This window comes from Microbacterium sp. LBN7 (genome assembly GCF_045690345.1).
Taxonomy (GTDB): Bacteria; Actinomycetota; Actinomycetes; order Actinomycetales; family Microbacteriaceae; genus Microbacterium.
The window spans coordinates 12,090-34,257 of record NZ_CP147856.1 but is presented as its reverse complement, the minus strand read 5'-3'; the positions used below and the strand labels follow the sequence as shown (position 1 = coordinate 34,257).

General features: G+C 69.3%; 22 protein-coding genes. 18 read left to right on the top strand and 4 right to left on the bottom strand.

All coding sequences use genetic code 11. The features are described from left to right. The first annotated feature begins 87 nt into the window (after nt 1–87). The 7 genes from lepB to LBN7_RS00120 all read left to right on the top strand — a co-directional run bounded on the left by lepB (nt 88) and on the right by LBN7_RS00120 (nt 6,027). Nucleotides 88–819 (top strand): signal peptidase I, encoded by a 732-nt coding sequence (gene lepB, locus LBN7_RS00150; protein ID WP_407360625.1) that lies wholly within the window; start codon nt 88–90, stop codon nt 817–819. Continuing rightward, nucleotides 816–1,475 carry a ribonuclease HII gene (locus tag LBN7_RS00145; protein ID WP_341945482.1) on the top strand — a complete coding sequence of 220 codons (660 nt, stop codon included), beginning with the start codon at nt 816–818 and terminating at the stop codon, nt 1,473–1,475. Before lepB ends, LBN7_RS00145 begins: the two co-directional genes overlap by 4 nt. Before the next feature lie 69 nt (nt 1,476–1,544). Further along, nucleotides 1,545–1,871, top strand: a complete 327-nt coding sequence (locus tag LBN7_RS00140) for a DUF2469 family protein (protein ID WP_017204525.1) — start codon at nt 1,545–1,547, stop codon at nt 1,869–1,871. Between the two features lie 104 nt (nt 1,872–1,975). After that, nucleotides 1,976–2,338 (top strand): YraN family protein, encoded by a 363-nt coding sequence (locus LBN7_RS00135; RefSeq protein ID WP_116635064.1) that lies wholly within the window; start codon nt 1,976–1,978, stop codon nt 2,336–2,338. Then, on the top strand, nt 2,335–3,864 hold the full coding sequence (locus LBN7_RS00130; protein ID WP_407360624.1) for a YifB family Mg chelatase-like AAA ATPase: 1,530 nt from the start codon (nt 2,335–2,337) through the stop codon (nt 3,862–3,864). The genes LBN7_RS00135 and LBN7_RS00130 overlap by 4 nt, the downstream gene beginning before the upstream one ends. Then, the gene (gene dprA, locus LBN7_RS00125) at nt 3,861–5,057 is read left to right on the top strand and encodes a DNA-processing protein DprA (protein ID WP_407360623.1); all 1,197 of its coding nucleotides are present in this window, start codon (nt 3,861–3,863) and stop codon (nt 5,055–5,057) included. Before LBN7_RS00130 ends, dprA begins: the two co-directional genes overlap by 4 nt. A gap of 67 nt (nt 5,058–5,124) precedes the next feature. Further along, nucleotides 5,125–6,027, top strand: a complete 903-nt coding sequence (locus LBN7_RS00120) for a tyrosine recombinase XerC (RefSeq protein ID WP_407360622.1) — start codon at nt 5,125–5,127, stop codon at nt 6,025–6,027. A gap of 27 nt (nt 6,028–6,054) precedes the next feature. On the opposite strand, the gene LBN7_RS00115 is transcribed toward LBN7_RS00120, so the two are convergent. Further along, nucleotides 6,055–6,576 (bottom strand): murein hydrolase activator EnvC family protein, encoded by a 522-nt coding sequence (locus LBN7_RS00115; protein ID WP_407360621.1) that lies wholly within the window; start codon nt 6,574–6,576, stop codon nt 6,055–6,057. Nucleotides 6,577–6,899: 323 nt separating this feature from the next. Between LBN7_RS00115 and rpsB the strand changes: the two genes are divergently transcribed. The 9 genes from rpsB (at nt 6,900) to LBN7_RS00070 (ending at nt 13,640) form a co-directional block, all read left to right on the top strand. Then, nucleotides 6,900–7,856, top strand: coding sequence for a 30S ribosomal protein S2 (rpsB, locus tag LBN7_RS00110; protein WP_407360620.1), 957 nt, complete (start codon nt 6,900–6,902; stop codon nt 7,854–7,856). A gap of 46 nt (nt 7,857–7,902) precedes the next feature. Beyond that, on the top strand, nt 7,903–8,730 hold the full coding sequence (gene tsf / locus LBN7_RS00105) for a translation elongation factor Ts (RefSeq protein ID WP_116635058.1): 828 nt from the start codon (nt 7,903–7,905) through the stop codon (nt 8,728–8,730). Between the two features lie 93 nt (nt 8,731–8,823). Then, on the top strand, nt 8,824–9,540 hold the full coding sequence (pyrH, locus tag LBN7_RS00100; protein ID WP_017202017.1) for a UMP kinase: 717 nt from the start codon (nt 8,824–8,826) through the stop codon (nt 9,538–9,540). Between the two features lie 68 nt (nt 9,541–9,608). Then, nucleotides 9,609–10,163 (top strand): ribosome recycling factor, encoded by a 555-nt coding sequence (frr, locus tag LBN7_RS00095; protein WP_116635057.1) that lies wholly within the window; start codon nt 9,609–9,611, stop codon nt 10,161–10,163. Nucleotides 10,164–10,168: 5 nt separating this feature from the next. Beyond that, on the top strand, nt 10,169–11,311 hold the full coding sequence (locus LBN7_RS00090) for a phosphatidate cytidylyltransferase (protein WP_116635056.1): 1,143 nt from the start codon (nt 10,169–10,171) through the stop codon (nt 11,309–11,311). Continuing rightward, entirely contained in the window at nt 11,311–11,892 is a 582-nt protein-coding gene (locus tag LBN7_RS00085) for a DivIVA domain-containing protein (protein ID WP_407360619.1), read from the top strand. The genes LBN7_RS00090 and LBN7_RS00085 overlap by 1 nt, the downstream gene beginning before the upstream one ends. A 66-nt stretch (nt 11,893–11,958) precedes the next feature. After that, the gene (locus LBN7_RS00080) at nt 11,959–12,627 is read left to right on the top strand and encodes a transglycosylase SLT domain-containing protein (protein ID WP_243408877.1); all 669 of its coding nucleotides are present in this window, start codon (nt 11,959–11,961) and stop codon (nt 12,625–12,627) included. A gap of 9 nt (nt 12,628–12,636) precedes the next feature. Beyond that, complete coding sequence (locus LBN7_RS00075; RefSeq protein WP_116635054.1) at nt 12,637–12,924, top strand: hypothetical protein; 288 nt, start codon at nt 12,637–12,639, stop codon at nt 12,922–12,924. Nucleotides 12,925–12,926: 2 nt separating this feature from the next. Beyond that, the gene (locus tag LBN7_RS00070) at nt 12,927–13,640 is read left to right on the top strand and encodes an alpha/beta hydrolase (protein WP_407361739.1); all 714 of its coding nucleotides are present in this window, start codon (nt 12,927–12,929) and stop codon (nt 13,638–13,640) included. Nucleotides 13,641–13,647: 7 nt separating this feature from the next. Here LBN7_RS00070 and LBN7_RS00065 read toward each other — a convergent pair whose 3' ends face one another. Continuing rightward, nucleotides 13,648–14,709, bottom strand: a complete 1,062-nt coding sequence (locus LBN7_RS00065) for an AI-2E family transporter (protein ID WP_116635053.1) — start codon at nt 14,707–14,709, stop codon at nt 13,648–13,650. A 178-nt stretch (nt 14,710–14,887) separates the two neighbouring features. Here LBN7_RS00065 and LBN7_RS00060 point away from each other — a divergent pair, with 178 nt between their 5' ends. Both LBN7_RS00060 and LBN7_RS00055 read left to right on the top strand, forming a co-directional pair. Then, the gene (locus LBN7_RS00060) at nt 14,888–16,870 is read left to right on the top strand and encodes a glycosyl transferase (RefSeq protein ID WP_407360618.1); all 1,983 of its coding nucleotides are present in this window, start codon (nt 14,888–14,890) and stop codon (nt 16,868–16,870) included. Continuing rightward, a complete protein-coding gene (locus LBN7_RS00055) occupies nt 16,867–17,790 on the top strand; it encodes a tetratricopeptide repeat protein (RefSeq protein ID WP_341945473.1) in 924 nt (307 codons plus the stop codon). The genes LBN7_RS00060 and LBN7_RS00055 overlap by 4 nt, the downstream gene beginning before the upstream one ends. Nucleotides 17,791–17,841: 51 nt before the next feature. Here the strand turns inward: LBN7_RS00055 and glgB are convergent, their stop codons facing one another. Together glgB and LBN7_RS00045 are read right to left on the bottom strand one after the other, a co-directional pair. Continuing rightward, nucleotides 17,842–20,046: a 1,4-alpha-glucan branching protein GlgB gene (gene glgB / locus LBN7_RS00050; RefSeq protein ID WP_407360617.1), complete on the bottom strand. Its 2,205-nt coding sequence runs from the start codon at nt 20,044–20,046 to the stop codon at nt 17,842–17,844. Beyond that, on the bottom strand, nt 20,043–22,115 hold the full coding sequence (locus tag LBN7_RS00045; protein WP_407360616.1) for an alpha-1,4-glucan--maltose-1-phosphate maltosyltransferase: 2,073 nt from the start codon (nt 22,113–22,115) through the stop codon (nt 20,043–20,045). Before LBN7_RS00045 ends, glgB begins: the two co-directional genes overlap by 4 nt. Nucleotides 22,116–22,168 lie beyond the last annotated feature (53 nt).

Sequence of the window (22,168 nt, the reverse complement as noted above, 5' to 3'; positions counted from 1 at the left end):
CGATGTCCCGGGGTGCTTTGTTGTGCCCCGGGTGTGCGAACCTTGATACGCCCGTGATCTCGGCGGTGAACACTGCGAAGGAACCTCATGACCGACTCTCCGACCGCGACCGCGTCCTCGTCCCGACGCCGTCGGGGGTTCCTCGTCTTCCTCCGCGACGTGCTCGTCATCATCCTGATCGCCGCACTCGTCTCGTTCGTGGTCAAGTCCTTCGTCGTGCGGTCGTTCTACATCCCCTCCGCGTCCATGGAGCGCACGCTGCTCATCAACGACCGGATCCTCGTCGACGAGCTCACGCCGCGCTGGACCGGGTACGAGCGCGGCGACGTCGTGGTCTTCAAGGATCCGGGCGGCTGGCTCGACGGCCAGCCGCAGACGCCGGCGCAGCCGCCGCTCGTCGAGGCCGTCGACTGGGTGCTGAACTTCGTCGGCATCTCTGCGACCGATTCGCAGGACCATCTCGTCAAGCGCGTCATCGGCGTCGCGGGTGACCGGGTCGTGTGCTGCAACGCGCTCGGCCAGATCACGATCAACGGGGCGCCGATCGACGAGCTCAGCTACCTGAACCTGCCGGAGGGCGACACCGCGGCCTCCAACGAGCCGTTCGACGTCGTCGTCCCGGAGGACTCCGTGTGGCTGCTGGGGGACAACCGCGACCGCTCGCGCGACTCGCGCGCGCACCAGGAACTGCCCAGCGGCGGATTCGTCCCCTTGGCGAACGTCGTGGGCAAGGCCTTCCTCACCACCTGGCCCCTCGATCGGCTGGGGGCCATCGACGGTCACCACCAGATCTTCAACGGCGTCCCCGATCCGGAATGACCGTCGCCACGCCGAGACTGACCCTGGAGCGCAGGCTCCTGGGCGAGTGCGAGCTGATCATCTCGCTCGACGAGGTGGGTCGGGGTGCGCTGGCCGGCCCCGTCGCCGTCGGCGCGGCGGTCATGGACGCCGCCGGCGCCCGCCGACGTGTGCCCGAAGGACTCCGCGACTCGAAGCTCGTCACGGAGAAGCGCCGACCCGAGGTCGCGGCGCGCGCGGCAGCGTGGGTGCAGGCCTCCGCCGTCGGCTGGGCGAGCGCGGCGGAGATCGATGAGGTCGGGATCATGCGCGCCCTGGGGCTCGCGGCATCCCGCGCCGTGCAGTCCGTCGTCGACCAGGGTGCTGTTCTCGAGAACGCCCTCGTCCTGCTCGACGGAAACCACGACTACGTGTCTAAGGTGCACCCGGTGCCGCTGCGTGTGCGTCCCGTCATCAAGGCCGACCGCGACTGCGCCTCGGTGTCGGCGGCATCCGTCATCGCGAAGGTGGCCCGCGACGGTCTGATGACCGAGCTGCACGGCAGCCACAGCGCGTACCAGTGGGACCGCAACAAGGGCTACGCGAGCCTCGAGCACCGGGAGGCGATCCGGGAGATCGGGCTCTCGCCGTTCCACCGGGCCTCCTGGGCCATCACAGACGCCCCCACGCTGTTCTGACCGGCGGCGGCGACCTCGGACACGGCGGATGCCGCGCAGGGCGGCGAGCGACTCTAGGATGGACACATCATGGATGAGGAAGCCTTCGACGACTACGACCGCGAGCTCGAGCTGGCTCTGTTCCGTGAGTACCGGGACGTCGTGTCCCAGTTCCAGTACGTCGTCGAGACCGAGCGCCGGTTCTACCTGGCGAACGAGGTCAACGTCGTGCGACGCGACACCGAGCACGACTTCTACTTCGAGATCTCGATGAGCGACGTGTGGGTGTGGGACATCTATCGCGCCGACCGCTTCGTCAAGGCCGTGCGGGTGCTCACCTTCAAGGACGTCAACGTCGAGGAACTCCAGCGTCGCGAGTTCGAGCTGCCGCAGGAGCTCTCGCTCGACGGCGAGTGACACCCTCTCTCCACAGATCTCGGGTCGAGGATCTTCTCCCGAGTCGTCAGGAGCTCCCCTGATCCTCGCCGCCTCGTGTCGCGACCGGGCGCGATGCTGTCGGCATGGCAGCGAAGGACGAACTCGGAAGAGCCGGTGAAGAGCGCGCAGCGCAGCACCTGACGCGGCACGGCTACACCGTGCTGGATCGCAACTGGCGGTGTGCGCAGGGCGAGATCGATATCGTCGCCGCGCGGGGAGCGCACCTGGCCGTCATCGAGGTGAAGACACGACGCTCAGCGGCCTTCGGCCACCCGTTCGAGGCCATCGATGAGCGGAAGAGACGGCGCCTCTGGGGGCTGGCGTTCGCCTGGAGGGCCGCGCACCCGGAGCTCGCCCGCGGACTCGACCTGCGCATCGAGGCGATCGGCATCATCGGTGGCGACCCGGCCGTCGGTGTGCTCGAGCATCTCGTGGACATCTCGTGAGCACCGCGCGTACCTGGGCCGTCGCCCTCACCGGCGTCGACGGGCACATGGTCGAGATCGAGGCCGATCTCTCGAACCAGACCCCGGACTTCAAGATCATCGGGCTCCCCGACAAGTCGCTCGGTGAAGCGGTCCAACGCGTGCACAACGCGTGCAAGAACGCGGGCCTCGACCTCCCGCGCCGCCGTCTCACGGTCAACCTCTCACCGGCGAGCCTGCCGAAGCACGGCGCGGGATTCGACCTCGGGATCGCGGTCTCGACCCTGGCCGCGGGCGGCGCGATCGGACGCCGTTCGATCGCGGACACCGTCCACATCGGCGAGCTGGGGCTCGACGGGCGCATCCGGCCGGTCCCCGGAGTCCTGCCCGCGGTGTTCGCTGCCGCCGGAGCGGGCTTCCAGCGCATCATCGTGCCGAGGGGGAACGAGGCCGAGGCCCGGCTGGTGCCGGGCGTCGAGGTGCGGGCCGCCGCCTCCCTCGCCGAGGTCGCGGTCTGGCACGGTGCGGACGTCGAGGTGCCGGACGTCGATGCCGTCGCCGTCGGCCGTGCGTCGTCGGTGCGCGAAGCGGCTCTCGACCTTGCCGACGTGGTCGGACAGGAGGAGGCGGTCGAGGCCCTCGTCGTGGCCGCGGCCGGCGGTCATCATCTCCTGTTGAGCGGGCCGCCGGGTGCAGGGAAGACGATGCTCGCCCGGCGCCTTCCCGGGATCCTCCCCGCCCTGGGGGAGCAGGAGGCGCTCGAAGTCGCCTCCATCCGGTCGCTCAGCGGCGAGACGGTGACGGCCCTCGACCCGCTCCCTCCGCTCGAAGCACCGCACCACAGCGCGTCCGTCGCCGCCCTGGTGGGCGGCGGCTCGCGCGTGGCCCGGCCCGGCGCGATAGCCAGGGCGCATCGTGGGGTGCTCTTCCTCGATGAGGCCGCCGAATTCTCGCGCGCCGCGCTCGACGCGCTGCGGCAACCGCTCGAATCCGGCGTGATCGACGTCCACAGGGCGGGCTTCACGGCGAGATTCCCTGCCGGGTTCCAGCTACTCCTGGCCATGAATCCGTGTCCGTGCGGAAACTACGGCGTGCGAGGGGCGGAGTGCGTATGCCCTCCCGCCGGCATCAGGCGGTACGCGATGCGCCTGTCCGGGCCGCTGCGGGATCGCGTCGACATCGACCTGTCGGTGACCCGGGTCGCGGCATCCCGGGCGACGGCCGGCGGCCGCTCCGAGGTGACGACGGCGCGAGCCCGGGAGCGCGTGGAGACGGCGCGCGCACGCGCGGCCGATCGATGGCGGAGCACACCGTGGCGACGCAACGCCGACGTTCCGGGGACCTGGCTGCGTCAGGGCGCGCTGCGGCTTCCGCCGGCGACCCGCGCCGCGCTGGACCGTGCACTCGAACGCGGCTCTCTCACGCTGCGCGGATACGACCGCGTGCTCCGGCTGGCCTGGACGATGGCCGACCTCGCGGATCTCGAGAGTCCGGGCCTCGACGAGATCGGCCGGGCGCTGCACCTGAAGAGAGGACTGACTCCATGATCGAGAGGCTGCTCGGCGATGCCGAGATCGTCGATGCCGCACGTCGGCTGCGACGGGAGGATGAGGTCGCCGAGGCTCTGGCGCGGGTCGCCTGGAGCGTCGTCGCGGAGCCCGGCGATGCCGTGGCGGGGACGCTGATCGGCGAGCTCGGAGCGGTCGATGCGCTGGCCGTCGCCGTCGGAGGCTCGCGGCAGGGCGCGTTCGCGCTCCTGGACGTCGCCGGCACCGGACAGCGCGCTCTGAGCGAGGCGCGCAAGCGGTGGATGCCGCGCGCCGATCCGCGCGCCGTGCGTGATGCGCTGCGGGGCGCGCACGACATCGACGCGACGCTGCTGCTCCCCGGTGATGCGTGCTGGCCGGCGTCGCTCGACGACCTCGGAGCCAATGCGCCGACGGCGCTCTGGGTGCGGGGCAGGGCGGAGCTTCTGGTCGCCGAGCCTCGGGCATCTCTCGTCGGGGCGCGGGCCTCCAGCGGGTATGGCGAACACGTGGCGGCGGAGCTCGCGGGAGATCTCGCCGCCACCGGCACGGTCATCGTGTCGGGAGGCGCCTACGGCATCGACGGGGCGGCGCATCGGGCGGCACTCGGCGTGAGCGGCGCGACGGTCGCGTTCCTGGCCGGCGGCGTCGATCGTGCCTACCCGGCAGGTCACCAGCATCTGATCGGGCAGATCGCCGCTCGAGGTGCTGTGGTCAGCGAGCCGCCCTGCGGCGCGGCGCCCACCAAGTGGCGGTTCCTCGCGCGCAATCGCCTGATCGCAGCGCTCGGGCACGCGACGGTGGTGATCGAAGCAGGGTGGCGCAGCGGTTCGCTGAACACGGCGGGGCACGCCGCCGCGCTCGGGCGTCCGCTCGGTGCCGTGCCGGGCCCGGTGACCTCGGCGGCATCCGCGGGCTGTCATCGACTGCTGCGCGAGTACGACGCGCAGTGCGTGACATCGGCTGCGGAGGTGCGGGAGCTCTGGGGGATGGGCGTCGGAACATCGTCGCACGTGCCAGCCGTCGATCCGGATCGGATCCGTCTGCTCGACGCGATGAGCACGAGGGCACGCGTATCCGTCGACGAGCTCGTACGCCGGTCGGGGCTGCCGCCCGACCGCGTCCGCGCGCAGCTCGGCCTGCTCGAGCTCGAGGAGGAGGTCCGTCGCGATGACAGGGGCTGGCGACGCCTGCGGGCGACAGCCCCCGCATGAGACGCGCGTCGTCGCCGTCACGGCGGGGCTTCGGCCACCGCCGCGAGAACGCGGGCAGACTGGGTCCATGGAACTCGCGGTCGCTGCCGAGGCGTTCGCCGATCACCTCGAGCGGGTGCGTCGGCTGTCGCCGGCGACGGTCAAGGCGTATCGCTCGGACCTGCGGGATCTCGGAGCATCAGCGGGCCCGATCGCTCTGGAAGATGTCGACCTCGAAGTGCTGCGGGACTGGCTCTGGCGGGCGACGCAACGCGGGGACGCGAGGTCGACCCTGGCGCGACGAGCCGCCGCCGCCCGGTCGTTCTTCAGTTGGGCCCAGGAGCAGGGATTCGTTGCGCACGACCCGAGTCTGCGGCTGATCGCCCCGAAGAGGGGACGCACGCTGCCGACGGTGGCCTCGCGCGATTCGATGTCGGAGCTTCTCGACGCCCACCGCACCGCCGCGGACTCCGGGGACCCTCTCGCGCTGCGGGACCATGCGATCCTCGAGCTGCTGTACGGATCAGGCATCCGCGTCTCGGAGCTCTGCGGCTTGGACATCGACGACCTCGATCTGGACCGTGGCACGGCTCGGGTCCTCGGCAAGGGCTCCAAGGAGCGCGTCGTCCCCTTCGGTGCACCGGCACGCGATGCCGTGCGCGCCTATCTGACCAGGGGGAGACCGGCGCTGATGGTCCGCGCCGTGGCGGCCACCCCGGCCGTGATGCTGGGCAGCCGTGGTGCGCGCATCGGACCCCGCACGGTCTACACACTCGTCGCGCGCGTGCTCGCGCCGATCGTCGGAGCGGAGACGGTCGGCCCGCATGCTCTGCGGCATACGGCGGCGACCCACCTCCTCGACGGCGGCGCCGATCTGCGCGCCGTGCAGGAGATCCTCGGCCACGCCAGCCTCGGCACCACCCAGATCTACACCCACGTGTCGGCCGAGCGTCTGACCGCGACCTACCGGCTGGCGCATCCGCGCGCATGACCTTCGCTGCGGCGCGCCCGCACGTTCTCAGACCGGGTCGCAGCACGGCAGCAGCACCGCGCGCGGCACATCGCCGAACAGGATCATCGGGTTGATGTAGGCCCCGTCGAGCCGCACGCCCAGATGGAGCGTCCCGGGTGTCGCGTGTCCGCCGACGGCGACCACCCCGATCGCATCGCCGGCCGAGACCGCATCGCCCGGCCGGAGCGTCGACTGAAGAGGCTCGAATGTCGAGACGAGGCCCCCGTGATGCTCGATCGTGAGCAGCGGGCGGTCGACGACGGTGCCCTGGAACGCGATCACCCCGGCGGCGGGAGCGAGGACGACCGTTCCCGCGGGCGCTGCCAGATCGACACCGCGGTGACCCGCTCCGTAGGCGTGCGCGGGGGCGCGATACGGCTCGACCACCTGGCGGACGCCGTCGAGCGGCCAGAGCCACTGGACTTCGTCGGCTCCGGGAGGCGGGACGGCTGCGACCTGCGCAGGGGAGAACAGCAGCGAGAGGAGGATCAGGGCGATCCCGGACACGAGTCGTGATGAGGTGCGCATTCCCGGCATCCTGGTCGACGGCGGCGGGGTCCGCTCCTGTCCTGCGCCGGAGGCGCGGTCATGGGGGAGAAGCAGGTGCGAGCCCCGCGGGGTGCAGCGCGAGTCGGACCGCCGCATCCTGTATGCTGGAGGAGCACCTCGATATCGGGGTGACTACGCGTGCCCACAGCGACCGGCGTCTGCAGAGACAGAGGTCGCGGCATCCATTCCCACAGGTCCCGCTCCACGAGCGGGCGGGAGTGCGCCGGGCACCAGGAAGTCCGATCAGAAGATCGGCAGACAACCTCAACGGCGCAGAATCGCGTCAGAACCAGGAGACGACCATGGCTGTGGTCACCATCCGCCAGCTGCTCGACAGCGGCGTGCACTTCGGACACCAGACCCGTCGGTGGAACCCGAAGGTGAAGCGCTTCATCCTCACCGAGCGCAGCGGCATCCACATCATCGACCTCCAGCAGTCGCTCGGCTACATCGACAAGGCCTACGACTTCGTCAAGGAGACCGTCGCCCACGGCGGCACGATCCTCTTCGTCGGCACCAAGAAGCAGGCGCAGGAGATCCTCGCCGAGCAGGCCACGCGCGTCGGCCAGCCCTTCGTGAACCAGCGCTGGCTCGGTGGACTCCTCACCAACTTCCAGACGATCTCCAAGCGTCTCGCTCGCATGAAGGAACTCGAGGAGCTCGACTACGAGGTCCCAGCGAACAGCGGCTTCACGAAGAAGGAGCTCCTTCTCAAGAAGCGCGAGCTCGACAAGCTGCACAAGTCGCTCGGCGGTATCCGCAACCTCACGAAGACGCCGTCGGCGATCTGGGTCGTCGACGCCAAGCGCGAGCACCTCGCCATCGACGAGGCCAAGAAGCTCGGCATCCCGGTGATCGGCATCCTCGACACCAACGCCGACCCGGACGACTTCCAGTACCCGATCCCCGGCAACGACGACGCGATCCGCTCCGTCTCGCTGCTGACGCGTATCATCGCCGACGCCGCGGCCGAGGGCCTGCAGCAGAAGCACAACCCGGAGTCGGGCGACGCTGAGCCGCTGGCTGAGTGGGAGAAGGAGCTTCTCGAGACCCCCGCCGACGCTCCCGTCGTCGAGGAGTCCGCTGACGCGGCTGCGGTCGAGCCGACCGCCGATGAGGCTGCTGTCGTCGAGACGCCCGCTGCTGACGAGACCGCGGCCGACGAGGCCGGTGCCGAGGCGCACGACGAGGCGATCGCCGCCGCTTCCGGTGAGGAGACCGCTGAGGTCGCCGCAGCCGAGGCCGCAGACGCCAAGTAATCCCCTCGTTCACACACATACATAACGAAGCAAGGAGCCACCACACATGGCCAACTTCACCATCGCCGACCTCAAGGCGCTGCGCGAGCAGCTCGGCACGGGAATGGTCGACACCAAGAAGGCGCTCGAGGAGGCTGACGGAGACGTCGAGAAGGCCACCGAGATCCTGCGTCTGAAGGGTGCGAAGGGCAACGCGAAGCGCGCCGACCGTTCCACCAGCGAGGGACTGATCGTCGCTCGCGAGCAGGACGGCGCCGTGACGCTCATCGAGCTCGCCTGCGAGACCGACTTCGTCGCCAAGAACGACCGCTTCATCACGCTCGCCGACAAGGTCGCGGACGCTGTCGCAGCGGTCAAGGCCGACTCGGTCGAGGCCGGCCTCGCTGCCGCTGCGGGATCGCAGACCGTCGAGCAGCTGATCTCGGAAGAGGCGGCGATCATCGGCGAGAAGGTCGAACTGCGTCGCGTGCGCACGATCTCGGGCGACAAGGTCGAGGTCTACCTGCACCGCACCAGCAAGGACCTGCCGCCGCAGATCGGCGTCGTCGTCGCCTACTCGGGTGACGACGCCGAGACCGCGCGCAGCATCGCCCAGCACATCTCGTTCGCCAACCCGTCGTACCTCGCTCGCGAGGACGTCCCGGCTGACGCGGTCGAGAAGGAGCGCGAGATCGTCACCGAGATCTCCCGCAACGAGGGCAAGCCGGAAGCGGCGCTGCCCAAGATCGTCGAGGGCCGTGTGTCCGCGTTCATCAAGCAGGTCGCCCTGCTCGAGCAGGACTACGCGAAGGACAACAAGCTCTCCGTCGCCCAGGTCGCGAAGGACGCCGGTATCACGGTGACCGACTTCGCGCGCTTCAAGGTCGGCGCGTAACACTGTCGAAGGGGTTCGGATCATCGCGATCCGAACCCCTTCTTCGTGCCCACGAGGCACTATCTTGAATCGGGACGAGAGGACACCCCACACATGACTGAACGCACTGGACGCCGCCGCGTCCTTCTCAAGCTCTCCGGTGAGGCTTTCGGGGCCGGTCAGCTGGGCGTCAGCCCCGATGTGGTCTCGCAGATCGCGCGCGACATCGCCGCTGCCGTCGATCGCGTCGAGGTCGCCATCGTCGTCGGTGGAGGGAACTTCTTCCGCGGCGCCGAGCTCAGCCAGCGCGGCATGGACCGCGGCCGTGCCGACTACATGGGCATGCTGGGCACCGTCATGAACGCGCTCGCCCTGCAGGACTTCCTCGAGCAGGCAGGGGCCGCGACGCGCGTGCAGTCCGCCATCTCGATGACGCAGGTCGCGGAGCCGTACATCCCGCGTCGTGCGGAGCGCCACCTCGAGAAGGGGCGCGTCGTGATCTTCGGAGCGGGTGCCGGCCTCCCGTACTTCTCGACGGACACCGTCGCCGCCCAGCGCGCGCTGGAGATCGGCGCGCAGGAGGTGCTCGTCGCCAAGAACGGCGTCGACGCCATCTACACGGCCGACCCCAACAAGCACGCCGACGCCGAGCGCATCGAGCGGGTCACCTACCGCGACGCCCTGCAGCGCGGCCTCAAGGTCGTCGACTCGACCGCGTTCAGCCTCTGCATGGACAACAGCATGGACATGCGCGTCTTCGGGATGGAGCCCGCAGGCAACGTCACACGGGCGCTGCTGGGCGAGCCCATCGGGACACTCGTCACCGCCTGAGTGCCAGAGCGGGTGGAGTGGCCTTCGCCCGATAGAATTTCCAGAACACCCCGACGATAGGAGTCACCGTGATCGCGGATGTCCTCGCTGAAACCACCTCCCGTATGTCGCGGGCGGTCGAGGCTGCCAAGGAGGACTTCTCCACGGTGCGCACCGGCCGTGCGAACCCGCAGCTGTTCCAGAAGCTGCTCGTGGACTACTACGGAACGCCGACCCCGCTGGCCCAGCTCGCATCGCTGGCCAACCAGGAGGCGCGCACCCTCATCATCACCCCCTATGACAAGTCGGCCCTCAAGGCGATCGAGCAGGCTGTTCGCGACATGCCGAATCTGGGCGCGAACCCGACGAACGACGGCAACCTGGTCCGCGTCACGATGCCGGAGCTGACTGCGGAGCGCCGCAAGGAGTACGTCAAGCTCGTCAAGTCCAAAGGCGAGGACGCGAAGGTGCACGTCCGCGGCATCCGTCGCAAGGCGAAGGACGAGCTCGACGCGCTGAAGAGCGAGATCGGCGAGGACGAACTCGCGCGGGGCGAGAAGGAGCTCGATGCTCTGACTCGTCAGCACGTCGACCTCATCGACGACGCTCTCAAGCGCAAAGAGGCCGAACTCCTCGAGGTGTAGTCCGGATGTCCGACGACACGAGACGCGGCGAGGAGGGGCGATCGCCGACGCACGGTGAGACAGGCGATGCGGTGACCCCCGACGACGGCGTTCCGCTCGTCGACGCGGCCTTCCCGTCGTTCGACGCCGCGACCGTCCCGCCGCGTCCGCCGCTGCCGCCCGTCGAGGCGGCTCTCGCCGGCGCAGGCCCCCTGGACACCGCGGATCACAACGCGATCAGGGAGCAGTGGCGCGTGCGGAGAGACGAGCTGAACAGCCACGTCTCCCACGCGCGGGATCAGATCGACCAGGCGAACGAGCGCATCAAGGAGCGCACCGGTCGGGACCTGATCCTGGCGACCCTGATCGGACTCGCGTTCGGTGCCGCACTGCTAGGCTCGCTGCTGTTCATCAAGGCTCTCTTCGTGCCTTTCGCTCTGGCCGCGGCTCTCCTCGGCGTGTACGAGCTGTCGCGCGCGTTGCGCGCCTCCGGTCGCCGCGTCGACGTCGTGCCGCAGCTGATCGCGGCGACGTTCCTCGTGCTCTCCGCGTACTTCGCCGAGCCCTGGCTCTGCTGGGTGATGGTCTTCGTCGCGGTGGCGTTCGTGATCGTGTGGCGCCTCGTCGGCCAGATGGTCGTGAAGGACGGCCGCACCTACGGCGAAGTGCTGGCGGATGCCGTCATCAGCGGCTTCGTGCAGATCTACGTGCCGTTCCTCGCGGGTGTCGCTCTCATCCTGCTCGAGCAGGAGGGCGGCCAGTGGTGGGTCCTGAGCTTCATCGCGATCGCGGTCGCCGCCGACACGGGCGCGTACGCGGCGGGGTTGGCGTTCGGTCGTCACCCGATGGCGCCCAAGATCAGCCCGAAGAAGACGTGGGAGGGTTTCGGAGGCGCCGTGCTCGCCTCTCTCGCCGCCGGTGTCCTGCTGGCGATCTTCCTCCTCGACCTCCCGTGGTGGGCCGGGCTGATCTTCGGAGCATCGATCCTGCTCACGGCGACGCTCGGCGACCTCGGCGAATCCATGCTCAAGCGGGACCTCGGCATCAAGGACATGAGCTCGTGGCTGCCGGGGCACGGCGGCCTGCTCGACCGGCTGGACAGCATCCTGCCGTCGACCATCCCCGCGCTGGGCCTGTACTTCCTTCTCTCTCCCTGGGTGGTTCTCTGATGACTGAAGACCGGATCGACGAGCAGACGGCGCCGCAGGCGCCGCCGGCGTTCGCTCTGACGACGGGTCGCACGCGCGGCTATCACCGCGTGGCGGTCGACACCTTCCTCGCATCGGCTCGACGCGCCTTCGAGACGGGTCGTGACGAGATGGGCGCAGTCGACGTGCGCACCGTGTCCTTCCCGCTCGTGAAGGGCGGGTACGTCGTCGCCGACGTGGACGCCGCGCTGGGCCGTGTCGAGGACGCGTTCGCCGCGCGCGAGCGCGAGCAGGTCGTGCGCTCGCGCGGAGCGGGGGCGTGGGTGGAGCAGGCACGAGAAGACGCCCAGCTCATCCTGGATCATCTCGCTCGCCCCCGTCGTCACCGCTTCGCGCGCACCGGTCTGCTCACCTTCGGCTACCGGATCGACGAGGTCGATCACGTGACCACGAGGATCGTGCGCTACCTCCGCGACGGCGAGGGTCTGACCGCTGAGCAGCTCAGGTCGGCCGCGTTCCGTATGCAGCGCGGGGGATACCGCGAAGAGCAGGTCGATGCCCTCCTCGACGCGGCGATCGACGTCATCCTCGCCGTTCGTTGACGTTTCTGATGGCCGTCTCAGCAAGGTCTGCGTAGACTGTCACTCATCGTGAACTCCCGAAACGACATGACACTCGAACGAAACGACTCGTCGCTGGTGCCCGCAGCGACGGTCAATTCCGCGCGCAAGGGCACTCGTCGGTGGTCACGCCGCCGCGGGGTCGTCGGCGTCTTCAGTGCTCTCGCCGTCGTCGCATTCGCCGGCGCGCTGGTCGCTCCCACGGGAGTGGCACTGGCTGAGCCGGTGCAGGAGGAGACCCCGGACTCGGCATACTCCGTCGCCCTCGCCGACACGCAGAACCTCACCGTCACGGTCGAGGGAACGCCCATCACCCCGGCCGTGCGCGGCACGTTCGAGGTGTACGTCAAGCCCAAGCCGGTCCCCGTCCCGGTGCCCGCCGCGGCATCCGGTTCGAGTGACGAGTCGTCGGGCAGCGGGCCCCTGTACTACACCGGCGGGGGAGCACCGGCCGAGTGGATGGCCGCCGCAGGCATCGCCGAGAGCGACTGGGGCTACGTCGACTACATCGTGTCCAAGGAGAGCGGCTGGAACCCCAACGCGACGAACTCGTCGTCGGGGGCCTGCGGTCTCGTTCAGGCGCTGCCGTGCAGCAAGGTGCCGGGCAACGGCTACGACCCCGTGGACAATCTGCGCTGGGCCAACGGCTACGCGACGGGGCGCTACGGCAGCTGGGCCGGCGCGCACGCCTTCTGGACGAACAACCACTGGTGGTGAGCCGGCATCGTGCCACGCTCCCACCGCCGCCGTCCGGCGCGCCCTGACGCCGAGGATTCCCTCGAGCGCCTGCTCGCCGGCTGGAAGCGCACGGAAGTCCGACGCGGCAGCGAGTGGACGGTGCAGCCCGTCTCCGCCCCCCAGGCGCAGAAGGCCTATCGCTGCCCCGGGTGCGCGCAGGACATCGAGCCCGGCACGCCGCACCTGGTGGCGTGGCGCGCTGACGGAGTTCTGGGAGATGCCGCGGACCTCGCGGCACGACGTCATTGGCACACGCATTGCTGGAGGGTCGCTTGAGCATCGAGATCCGGGGGCCGCTGGAGCTCCCCGCCCGACGTGACGAGATCGAGCTGCAGACGGCCGACGGGCTGACGCTCGTGGGGGAGCTCTCCCAACCGGAGCACACCGCACCGGTCGCCACTCTCGTGACGCTGCACCCGCTTCCCACCGCCGGGGGGTTCATGGACTCCCACATCCTTCGCAAGGCCGCAGCCCGCCTCCCGGCTCTCGCGGACCTGGCCGTGCTGCGGTTCAACACCCGCGGCACGACCTCCCCCCGCGGCACGAGCGAGGGCGGGTTCGACGGCGGCGCCGCCGAGCAGTTCGATGTGGCTGCCGCCATGGACTTCGTCCACGAACGCGGCCTTCCCCGCCCCTGGCTGCTGGGGTGGTCGTTCGGGACCGAGCTGGCGCTGAAGTACGGCCGTGAGCACGAGATCGAGGGCATCATCCTGCTCTCGCCCCCGTTGCACCGCGCGACCGAAGAGGAAGTGGCGGCCTGGGCGAGCACGGATCTGCCCGTCGTCGTCCTGGTGCCCGAGCTGGACGACTACCTCCGCCCGGAAGAAGCCCGACAGCGTTTCGCATCGATCCCGCAGGCGCAGCTCATCGCCGTGGACGGGGGCAAGCACCTCTGGGTCGGCGAGACGCAGACGCGACGCGTCCTCACGGAGATCGTGGCCGCGGTGAACGCGTCCGCACTGCCTCTGGCGACCCACTGGCCGCCGGCCTGAGCGGACGTCAGAGCTCGTTCATGCGCGGGATGAGCACCTGTCGGTAGATGATCAGGATGCTCGCCGCGACGGGGATCGCGATGAGTGCGCCGAGCAGGCCCAGCAGGCTGCCGCCGGCGAGAGCCGCGACCACGACCACGGCGCCGGGCACGGACACGGCTCGGCTCATGATGCGCGGCGAGATGATGTACGCCTCGATCTGCATGTAGATCAGGTAGTAGATGCCCGCGGCTATCGCCGTGGCGGGCGAGCCCAGTCCCGGGATCAGGCACGCCAGCACGATGATCGTCGAGCCCGTCAGCGTGCCCACGAGCGGGATCAGCGAGAAGAAGAAGGCGACCACGGCGAGCACGGCGGGGAACGGCGCCTTGATGATCGACAGATACACCGCGCTGAGCACGCCGTTGATAACGCCCTGGGTGACCTGCCCCATGACGTAGTAGCCGACCGAGTCGGTGATCTGGTCGGCCAGGTCGATGAATCGGTCGCGCTTCGACGCCGGGGCCAGCTGGTAGACGGCGCGCTTGAGGGAGGGCGTGGAGGCCGTGAGGTAGATCGTGAGGATGAGCACGATGAACGCGCCGAAGAGGCCGCTGAGCACGGCGCCGCTCGCCACGAGGACTCCCTGACCGATCGAGCCGCCGATCTCCGTGAGGTTCGTGTTGAGCCACTCCTCTACGTAGCTGAAGACGTCGTCGACGCGAAGGTTCGGGAAGGCGCCCTTCATCCAGTCCTTCAGATCGTCGATCGCGGTTCCCCGCTGGACGATCGCCGAGATCTGGGCGATCAGCTGGGAGATCTGGTTCACGAGCACAGGAAGGACGATGAGCACGATGCCGACGAAGATCGCGAGCACCGCGAGGATCGTGACCAGCACGGCAAGCCAGCGGGGGAGTCGACGGCGCTCGAGATACGACACGAGAGGATCGAGGCCGAGGCTGAGGAACAGGGCGGTGCCGAGATACAGGAGCACGGTCGACAGCGTCTCGACGCTGCCGATCAGCAGGATGCCGAGCCCCACGCCGAGCGTCGCCACCAGGGCGGTGCGGAAGGGATTGTGGATCTTCATCTCGGCTCCTCGGAACGTGTGGCCTCAGATTATCGAGCCGCGTCTCGGCGGACCGTGCGACGTGCCGGTCGGACATGGAGCGGAGCTGCTCGTGGGCAACACACAGGAGGTTTCGCTAGTCTGAAATGTCGAGTGTTGCGTCTCGGGTGGATATCCGGGATGCGTGAGGAGACTATTCGTGCGTTTCGTATGGGCCGTCGTGGCCTTCGTGCTGGCCGCGGTGCTGATCGGGGCAGGGATCGCCCAGCGAACCATCTTCCTGGGACCGCCGTCGCAGCAGACCCAGGTGGAGATCGCGGAACCGGCGCCGTTCGTGCTCCTCGACGGCGATGTGCTCCGGACCAACCCCGGTGCCCAGACGCTGCTCGTCCGGGGCGAGGGAGAGATCTTCGCGAGCTACGGGCGCACGCCCGACATGGAGGCGTGGCTGGCCGACTCGGACTACAACCACGTCACGGTGGCGAAGGACGGCACGCTCGACGTCGAGCACGTCGAGGCAGCGGCCGCATCGGATGACTCGGATGCCACCCCTGCGCCCGAGGAGACGCCCGTGCCCGAGGAGACCACCGCTCCCGAGGCGGGGACGGATGGCTCCGACGCGACGACCGAGGAGTCCTCGGGCCGCAACCCGGCGGGATCCGATCTCTGGCTGGACTCCTTCGGCGACGAGAACGCGCTCATCGCGGACAACATGCAGCTCCCGGAGGGCACCAGCGTCCTGATCGCCTACGACGGCACGAAGGACGCACCCGACGACATCGCGGTCTCCTGGCCGCTCGACACCTCCACGCCGTGGGCCGGACCGCTCATGGCCGCCGGCGGTGCCGTGCTCCTGGTCGGGCTCATCCTCTACGTTCTCGGGATCCGGCACCAGCGTCGCGGGCGCGGTCCCCGTCGCAAGGGCCCCGGCCCGCTTCCGGTCACGCAGCCGATCGATGTCGCCGCGCTGCCTCCGGCCGAGCGGGAGGCGATCGAGTCGACCGAGCCCGCTGCGCCGACGGACGCGTCCGAGGAGAAGAAGATCGAAGACGCGGAGATCGTGGACGAAGGCAAGGATCCGGGTGCGAGGAACCAGATGCGCGCCGCACGCCCTGCCCGTCGGCGCCGCATGCTGGCGCTCCCGGCTCTCGGTGTGACGGCTCTACTCGTCGCGGGCTGCTCTTCGGATTCGTGGCCGCAGTTCGACGAGGGCGCGCCGTCGCCGTCGCCGAGCCCGACCGTGATCGCGCCGGAGAATCAGAAGCCGCCCGCCGTCACAGAGGCGCAGGCCACACGGATCCTGCAGACGATCTCCGGCACACTCGAAGAGGCCGACACCGCTCTCGACATCGATCTGGCGTCGACCCGTCTGGACGGACCGGCCCTCGCGGCGCGGACCACGGAGTACGCGCTGCGCACGCAGATCACCGACTCGCCGCTCCCGTCCGTCATCCCGACCGACGAGGTCGAGGTCGTGCTCCCCGAAGCGACCGACCGCTGGCCCCGCACGGTTCTCATGCTCTCCAAGGGAGCGAGCGACGACACCGTCCCGCCCGTCATCCTCACGATGACCCAGGCCGACCCGTGGTCGAACTACAAGGTCACCGATATGGCGGAGATGTCGGCCGACGCCGTCTTCCCGGACGTGGCAGCCGCGTGGCTGGGCACCTCTCTCGTCCCGCAGGACTCCGCGTTCCTGCGCGTCGCGCCCGGCGAGCTGTCCGCCGCCTTCGCCGACGTCGTCGACTCCGGTGACAAGAGCGCCTCCTACGGCCTCTTCGACGACCTGTCGCTGAACCTGGCGAAGTCCATCGTCGACAGCCGTCAGGCGGTCGTGCAGACGCTCGCCGACAACGGGGCGTCCGCGACGTCGCAGGCGGCGTTCGACATGGCGCCGACCACCTCGGTGCCCGTGTCGATGACGACGCTCGACAGCGGCGCGATCGTGGCCGTGTCCCTGACCGATACCGAGAGCGTCACGCCGACAACGACGGATGCCGTCATCCGCTTCGGCGAGAACGCCCAGGCCAAGGCGCTGACCGGTGTGTCGGAGTCCGCGAAAGGCGTCGAGACGACGTACGAGTTCCAGCTGTTCTTCTCGGTCCCGGCGCAGGGATCGACGGAGCAGATCAAGCTTCTGGCCGTCCGCCAGGACCTGCTGTCCGTGAAGGTGATCGAATGAGTGAGATCTCGCCCGCCGCCCTGCGCGGCGCCGTCGACCTGTCCAGCCTCCGCAACCGACCGGCTCCTGCGCCGGCCGGCGCTCCGGCACCCGCTGTCGTCGACGTCGTCGTGGATGCCACCGACGAGACTTTCGGCCAGATCCTCGAGCTCTCCCGCACGGTGCCCGTCGTCGTGGACCTCTGGGCCGAGTGGTGCGGACCCTGCAAGCAGCTGAGTCCCATCATCGAGAAGGTGACCAGGGAGCTCGGCGGCCGCGTGCTGCTCGCCAAGGTCGACGTCGATGCCAACCCGCAGCTCGCGCAGAGCTTCCGGGCGCAGTCGATCCCGATGGTGGTCGCGCTCATCGCCGGTCAGCCGGTCCCGATGTTCACCGGTGCCGTCCCCGAGCAGCAGGTGCGCGACGTCTTCGCCCAGCTGCTCCAGGTCGCCGCCCAGAACGGCGTGACGGGTTCGCTCTCCGTCGGAGAAGACGCCGGAGACGCGGAACCGGCCGAGGAGCCGCCGCTGCCTCCGCTGCACGCCGAGGCGTTCGCGGCGATCGAGACGGGGGACTACGCAGCCGCCATCCGCGCCTACGAGCAGGCGCTCGCGGAGAACCCGCGCGACGAGGATGCGCTGGCAGGTCTGGGACAGGTCCGCCTGCTCGATCGTGTGCAGGGCCTCGATCTCCAGGCGGCGCGTGCCGCTGCCGCCGATGCGCCCTTGGACGTCCAGGCGCAGTTCGCGGTCGCGGATCTCGATCTCGCCGGAGGCCACGTCGAGGACGCGTTCGGTCGTCTGCTCGATCTTTTCGCGCAGCTTCCCTCCGACGAGCGTACGCCCGTGCGGGAGCGTCTGGTCGAGCTGTTCGGGCTGATCGGCGCGGCAGACCCGCGGGTGATCACCGCGCGCAACCGCCTGTCGTCGCTGCTCTTCTGAGCGGCTGAGTCACGACCGGGACGATCCCGATCGGAAGGAGCGCTCCCTCGCTCAGCCGTTCGTGATCGTCGGCACGTGAGGCTCCGGCTGGTGACGCAGCCAGAGCGTCGACAGCGCCGGGAGCGTGATCGTGGCCGTCGGCGCACCGTCGCCCTCGGCGTGGGCGATGACCATGCCGAGGTTCCCTGAGCCTCGGCCGCCGTAGTCCGCGGCATCCGTGTTGAGGATCTCCTGCCAGACGCCCTCGCGCGGCAGCACCAGGCGGTGGCCGGTGCGCTCGACGCCGGCGAAATTGCTGACGACGACGAGCCTGCCGCCATGCGCGTCGCGACGCTCGAACGCGATCACCGTCGGCTCCCACGCCGGTGCACCGAGCCGCGAGAACGACGATCCGTCGTTGTCCCGCTCCCACAACGGCGCCTGGGCCCGGTAGGTGTGGTTGAGCGCCCCGACGAAGCTCTGCAGCTGCACGTGCGAGGGCTGGTCCAGCAGCCACCAGTCGAGCTCGCGGCCCTCGGACCACTCGGCGATCTGCCCGAACTCCTGTCCCATGAACAGCAGCTTCTTGCCCGGGTGCCCCCACATGTACGCGAGGTAGGCGCGGACGTTGGCGAGCTTGTGCCAGTGGTCGCCCGGCATCTTCGCCAGCAGGCTGCCCTTGCCGTGCACGACCTCGTCATGGCTGATCGGCAGCAGATAGTTCTCGCCGAAGGCGTACACGAACGAGAACGTCATCTCGCCCTCGTGGTGGGAGCGGTACATCGGGTCGCGCTCGATGTACTGGAGGGAGTCGTTCATCCACCCCATGTTCCACTTGAAGCCGAAGCCGAGACCGGCGTGGTCGGTGGGCGCCGTCACGCCGGGGAAGCTCGTCGACTCCTCGGCGATCATCAGGATGCCCGGGTGCAGACGATAGGCGGTCGCGTTGACCTCCTGCAGGAAGCGGATGGCCTCGAGGTTCTCTCGACCGCCATGGATGTTCGGCTCCCACTCGCCGGCGTTCCGCGAATAGTCCAGGTACAGCATCGAGGCGACCGCGTCGACACGCAGACCGTCGACGTGGAACTCGCTGAACCAGTAGAGGGCGTTCGCGACCAGGAAGTTGCGCACCTCGTTCCGGCCGTAGTCGAAGATGAGCGTGCCCCAGTCCTGGTGCTCGCCGCGCCGAGGGTCGGGGTGCTCGTACAGAGGCTGCCCGTCGAATCGCGCGAGCGCGAAGGCGTCCTTGGGGAAATGGCCGGGCACCCAGTCCATGATCACGCCGATGCCCGCCTGGTGCAGCCGGTCGATCAGGTATCGCAGGTCGTCGGGGGATCCGAATCGGCTGGTCGGCGCGTAGTACCCGCTGACCTGGTAGCCCCAGGAGCCCCCGAAGGGATGCTCGGCGAGCGGCATGAACTCGACGTGCGTGAAGCCGGCATCCGTGACGTGCCGGATGAGCGGTTCGGCGATGTCGCGATAGCCCAGACCATGTCGCCAGGACCCGAGATGCACCTCGTAGACCGACAGCGGCTGCGCGACCGCGTGCGTCGCCGCCCGTCGGGTCATCCATGCGCCGTCCGTCCAGACGTACGACGACGACGTGACGACGGATGCCGTGTTGGGCGGCACCTCGGCGGCGAGCGCCATCGGGTCGGCCTTGAGGATCCAGGCGCCGTCCCGGGTGCGGATCTGGTACTTGTACTTCGTGCCCTCGGGAAGATCCGGGATGAACAACTCCCAGACGCCGCTGACGCCCATGGAACGCATCGCGTGCGTCTCGCCGTTCCAGCCGTTGTGGTCTCCCACGACGCGGACGGCCGAGGCGTTCGGCGCCCAGACGGCGAAGGAGACGCCCTGCTCGCCGTCGAGAGTGCGGGGATGGGCGCCGAGAACCTCCCACAGCCGCTCGTGGCGCCCCTCCGCGATCAGGTGCAGGTCGATGTCTCCGAGCGCGGGGGAGTGCCGGTACGGATCGCCCTGGACGGTTTCCTCGTCGTCGCCGTAGGCGGTGGCGAGGCGGTAGGAGAGCGGCGGGCCGGCGTGCTGGGCCTCCCAGATGCCGTGGGCCACGTGCGAGAGCGCGAGGCGGCTCCCGTCGCCGAACACCGCGTCGACGGATGCGGCGAGGGGACGGCGGGCGCGCACGACGGTGACCGTGCGGTCGGCGGCATCCTTGACCGGATGCGCGCCGAGCACGGAGTGCGGATCGTGGTGCTCTGCCGAGGCGATGGCCTCCCAGTCGGCGGACGCTGTCGCGTCTTCCACGTAGCTCATGATCGCTCCTTCACCTTCAGGATGTGCACCGGTTCGGCGAAGGCGTCGAGCCGCACGTAGTTGTGATCGCTCCACGTCCAGACGGCCCCCGTCAGCAGGTCCTCCACCTCGAAGGACTCGCCGAGGGGCACGCCCCAGCGCGTCGTGTCGAGATGGACGGTCGTCTCACGCACCGAGTGCGGATCGACGTTGGCCACGACGATGATCGTGTCGGCCGCGCCTGTGCCGGTGAACGCCGCGTCCAGGTGCTTGCTGTAGACGAGGACAGAGTCGTCGTCGCTCCAGTGCGTCTCGAAGTTGCGGAGCTGCCGCAGCGCAGGATGAGCGGACCGGATCTCGTTGAGTCGACGCAGCAGCGGGGCGAGCGACTCGCCGCGCGCCTCCGCACCCGCCCAGTCCCGCACCTTGAACTCGTACTTCTCGTTGTCGATGTTCTCCTCTGAGCCCGGTCGAGCGACGTTCTCGAACAGCTCGTACCCGGCGTACACGCCGTAGATCGGCGCTGCCGTGGCCGCGATGCACGCGCGGATCCGGTATGCGGCCCTGCCGCCGAACTGCAGGTACTCGGTGAGGATGTCATGCGTGTTCACGAAGAGGTTCGGGCGCATGTAGTCGCTGGTCTCGTGCGACACCGAGGTGAGGAACTCCTCCAGCTCCGCCTTGGTGTTCCGCCATGTGAAGTAGCTGTAGCTCTGCTGGAAGCCGACGGCGGCGAGCGCGCGCATGACCGCCGGGCGGGTGAACGCCTCGGCCAGGAAGATGACGTCGGGGTCCTCGGCGTTCACGGTCCCGATGAGCCATTCCCAGAACTGCAGCGGCTTGGTGTGCGGGTTGTCGACCCGGAAGATCTTCACGCCCTGCGCGACCCAGTGCCGGACGATGCGCAGCATCTCGGCGTAGATGCCGGCCGGATCGTTGTCGAAGTTCAGCGGGTAGATGTCCTGGTACTTCTTCGGGGGGTTCTCGGCGTAGGCGATGGTGCCGTCGGGGAGCGTGGTGAACCACTCGGGATGCTCGGCGACCCACGGGTGGTCCGGCGACGCCTGCAGGGCGAGATCGAGCGCGACCTCGAGCCCTTCCTTCCGGGCGGCGCGGACGAATGCGCGGAAGTCCTGGGCCGTGCCCAGATCCGGGTGGATCGCGTCGTGCCCGCCTTCCGCGGCGCCGATCGCATAGGGCGATCCGGGGTCGGACGGCTCCGCGACCAGGGTGTTGTTGCGCCCCTTGCGGTTCGTCGTCCCGATCGGATGGATGGGGACCAGGTAGAGGACGTCGAAACCCATCTGCGCGACGCCCGGAAGTCTCTTCGCAGCCGTGCGGAACGTGCCGGTCCTGACGCTGCCGTCCTTCAGACGGCGCGCGCCCTCCGAGCGGGGGAAGAACTCGTACCAGGCGCCGACGCCCGCGGTGACGCGATCGACGAGCAGGGTCTGCGGTGCCGAGACGGAGCGGAGGCTCGCGAGTGGCCGATCCGCGAAGATCTGCGCGAGAGCGGCATCCGTCGACAGCGCGATCGTCGTCGCGGCGTCGCCACCGCCCAGCGACGCGGCGTCGGCCTGCAGTCGCTTGCGCTGCGCGGCGGGTCGATCCTTCTCTGCCGCCGCCCTCGTGAGGAGCTGTGCTCCGAGGGCCGCCATGATCGGCACGTCCACGCCGGCGGCGACCTTCAGCTCTGCGGCATGGGCCCAGGTGGCGAAGTCGTCGGAGAAGGCCTCGAACCGATAGCTCCACCGACCCTGGAGATCGAGTGCGATCTCGGTGGACCAGATATCGGTGCCGTCGAGCCGCGGGGACAGCCGATGCAGGGTCTCCTCCCCGTCGGGAGCAGTCAGCCGCACATGCACGCCGATGATGTCGTGTCCCTCGCGGAACGACACCACGCTGAACGGGACCACCTCGCCGACGAACGCCTTCGCGGGGAACCCGCCAGGCACCGCGGGCGAGCCGTTCAGGAGCGGGAGGCGCGGCGTGCGCGTGTCCTCCGCGATCGTGACGGCGTCACCGGGGCGCGTCGGGATCTGAGCGGGGCTCCGGAGAGCCGAGGACCGAGTACCACCACGTGCAGCCACCCCCTCAACGTACCGCCCAGCGGTAGTCGCGGGAAGCGATCACCGGGGTGGGT